General features: G+C 61.0%; 2 protein-coding genes and 3 pseudogenes. 3 read left to right on the forward strand and 2 right to left on the reverse strand.

Annotated elements, in window-relative coordinates; all coding sequences use genetic code 11:
- Together NKH50_RS28880 and NKH50_RS28885 are read left to right on the forward strand one after the other, a co-directional pair.
- Window positions 1-200 (forward strand): annotated as a pseudogene (locus NKH50_RS28880) (transposase); the annotation flags it as partial.
- Window positions 201-368: 168 nt separating this feature from the next.
- A pseudogene (locus NKH50_RS28885) lies at window positions 369-533 on the forward strand (LysR family transcriptional regulator); the annotation flags it as partial.
- On the opposite strand, the gene NKH50_RS28890 reads toward NKH50_RS28885, so the two are convergent.
- A complete protein-coding gene (locus NKH50_RS28890) occupies window positions 520-1,725 on the reverse strand; it encodes a beta-ketoacyl-[acyl-carrier-protein] synthase family protein (protein WP_352453892.1) in 1,206 nt (401 codons plus the stop codon). The pseudogene NKH50_RS28885 and the gene NKH50_RS28890 sit on opposite strands and share 14 nt — an antisense overlap.
- Complete coding sequence (locus tag NKH50_RS28895; RefSeq protein WP_352458906.1) at window positions 1,726-2,001, reverse strand: acyl carrier protein; 276 nt, start codon at window positions 1,999-2,001, stop codon at window positions 1,726-1,728.
- A gap of 575 nt (window positions 2,002-2,576) precedes the next feature.
- Here NKH50_RS28895 and NKH50_RS28900 point away from each other — a divergent pair.
- Window positions 2,577-2,678 (forward strand): annotated as a pseudogene (locus NKH50_RS28900) (LysR family transcriptional regulator); the annotation flags it as partial.
- Window positions 2,679-2,821 lie beyond the last annotated feature (143 nt).

A 2,821-nucleotide genomic window follows, 5' to 3' on the forward strand; every position in this document is an offset into this window, starting at 1 on the left:
TCCGCGGCGATAGCCATTATTGCAACCCGCAGGTCATCGACTGGTGCCGCGCCAACGACGTCGACTTCATCTTTGGCCTCGCGCCTACCACGACCCTGCGCAAGCATGTCGCGGATCTGGAGGCCAGCACGACGGCGCGCTTCGAAGCGTCGGCCAAGACAGGCAAGGTCCGCAGGTTCAAGGAGTTCGTTGACGGCGCCCGCGGCGCGGCCGGGCCGGCAGCACTCAGGCGACTATAACGGGCGCAGAGCCGACCCTGCGGCTTCCAGACATTGTCGTGTACAGCTTCAGACCCTCAAGCCGAGCCCGCAGGGCCTCGCTTACCTTTTACGGGGCGGCGGTACGTCCAAGCCGCTTCAACAGTTAAGAATTTCGCAAAGACGATACCCCCGGATCGTCGAGCTTCCGCTGCCACTTCCCGCATTCGCCGAGGCGGTCAATGACCCGCCCTTCACAATAGTTATCCGGCAAGCATCTGGATGCGAGAGATAATGTTGCCGGAGGCATCTCTCATGGCTTCTACACCTGCCTGAACGCCAGAACCGCGTTCGTGCCGCCAAAGGCGAAGGAGTTGCTCAGTGCCACGCGCACCTTGCGCTCGCGTGCCACATTGGGCGTGACGTCGAGATCGCAATCGGGGTCCAGCTCACGATAATTGGCAGTCGGCGGCACGACGCTCTCGCGGATAGCCATCACGCAGGCGATCAACTCGAGCGCGCCGGACGCGCCGAGGCAATGCGCGTGCATGGACTTGGTAGAAGAAATGGACATTGAGAAGGCGTGCTGACCGAAGACGCGCTTGATCGCCGCCGTCTCGATCTGGTCGTTGGCCTTGGTGCCGGTGCCGTGCGCGTTGAGATAGTCGACATCCTCGGCGTCCAGCCTGGCATCGGCAAGGCAGGCCCGCATTGCTGCCTCCGGCCCCTCGACAGTCGGCGCGACGATGTCGGACGCATCGGCGGAAAGGCCGGCACCGGCAATTTCGGCAAGGATGGTGGCGCCCCGAGCCAGGGCATGCTCGTAGCTTTCCAGCACCGCCATGCCGGCGCCTTCACCAAGCGACAGGCCCTGGCGATCGGCCGAGAATGGCCGGCAAGTATCGGGCGAAAGCACGCGGATCGCTTCCCATGCCTTCAGCACACCCCATATGAGCGGCGCTTCGCTGCCGCCGGCAAGCATCACGTCGGCCCGGCCGAGCCTGATCTGGTCCACCGCGCAGGCAATCGCATGGTTTGCCGAGGAACAGGCGGACGTGACGCCGAAGACCGGCCCGCGCAGGCCGAGACTCATGCTGACCTGGCCGGCAGCGGCACCCGGCATCGCCTTGGGTACAGTCAAGAGAGCGGCACGCTTACCGCCCAGAAGGATGGCGCGGTAGGTTTGCTCGATCGCATCCCACCCGCAGCCGCCAACGCCCACCGTCGCACCGAAGCGATAGCTATTTCCCTCTTTGGAGGAAAGTCCGGCCTGACGCATGGCTTCGCGCGCCGCAAGCACAGCGAGCAGGCTGAAGCGGTCCATGGAGATGAGTTGCTTGCCGTCGATGTCATGCTCCGGCAGCGCCTTGATCTCGGCACCGATCCTGACCCTCAATTCATGGAGCTCGGAGTTGACGATTGGGCCGATGGCGGAGCGGCCTTCTCGCATCTCTGTCCAAATGGCGGCGGCGTTGGTCCCAAGCCCGCAAATACCGCCAATCCCAGTAATCACGACGCGCCTGTCCATTCACACCCCCTTAGCGAGCAAGCTGCGCACGGCTTCCACCATGTCCCCAACATTCTGGAGATCCGACCATGCCTCGGCCGTATTCATCTCGATCTGGATGCCGTAGGCCTGCTCCAGGTCCCAGAGAACGTCCGCCAATCCCAGTGAATCGATACCGAGCGAAGTCAGTCCCGTGGCAGCCGTTATCTCGCCGCCTGTGGCAGGCGCTATGCCGCCCTCCGACGCGGCGCGCTTCTTGATAATGGCGATTATTTCGTTGGCGAGTTGATCTGCCATCTTGTTCCTTTCCAGCTTGCGTTTTCGGCGTCGTTCAAAACCCGAGTCGCGTCGCGTTGCCAAAATTGCCCCTCATAGAGCCTGTGCGACCGACCAAGCCCAATGCCCATAGGAACCGGACGAGTTCCGGCTTCTGCGGCGTCAGCCCGATGACGAAGAAAAGTCGCCGGCCTCCCGCTTTTGCGCCAGCACATCAAGAATCTGCGTGTAAATGGATAGGAACCGTCGTCAAACGTCAGCTAAACGCTGCGACGGTGGGTGCTGTCAGCGTATTCACTCGGCACCTCATATGTAATCGAGATGTTTCATAGCTCCGGACCAGTTGCGATCAACTATTGTACCGGTCCGCCATTCGTCGGAGAGTTCGACATGATCGGAGCGCTGCTTCTCATTCCCAGTACAATCTCCACCGCACGCGACAGATTTCCTCTTTCGGGCTCTTCTCAAGGGACTCGCCACGCGATAGAGGCAGTGATCGGCGCACGTGAGGTCCTGCCAAGTCCATGCGACATTCCGGAAAATTGGTAAAATCGTTTGTTTCAATCAAATGCATCCACGCTATGGATAGCTAAGACATGCGTTTCAAAGGGCTCGATCTGAATCTTCTCGTCGTTCTCGACGCGCTGCTGAGCGAGCGCGGCCTCACGGCGGCGGCACGCCGCATCAACCTAACCAAATTCATGGGGGTTGGTGGATGTGGCGCAAGCCGTTGAAATGACGTAGGATTTGGTTGCCTAAGCCGATCCGAACCATTTCCCGGAGACCACACCCACCATGAACGATCTTGCGCTGCCGCTGAGCGGTTTGTCATCAGTCGGCG

Source organism: Mesorhizobium sp. M1027 (genome assembly GCF_040318745.1).
Taxonomy (GTDB): Bacteria; Pseudomonadota; Alphaproteobacteria; order Rhizobiales; family Rhizobiaceae; genus Mesorhizobium.

Bases quoted from the DNA above. Each gene is read 5' to 3' on its own strand.
- NKH50_RS28895 (WP_352458906.1), bottom strand. From the start codon at position 2,001: ATGGCAGATCAACTCGCCAACGAAATAATCGCCATTATCAAGAAGCGC.
- NKH50_RS28890 (WP_352453892.1), bottom strand. From the start codon at position 1,725: ATGGACAGGCGCGTCGTGATTACTGGGATTGGCGGTATTTGCGGGCTT.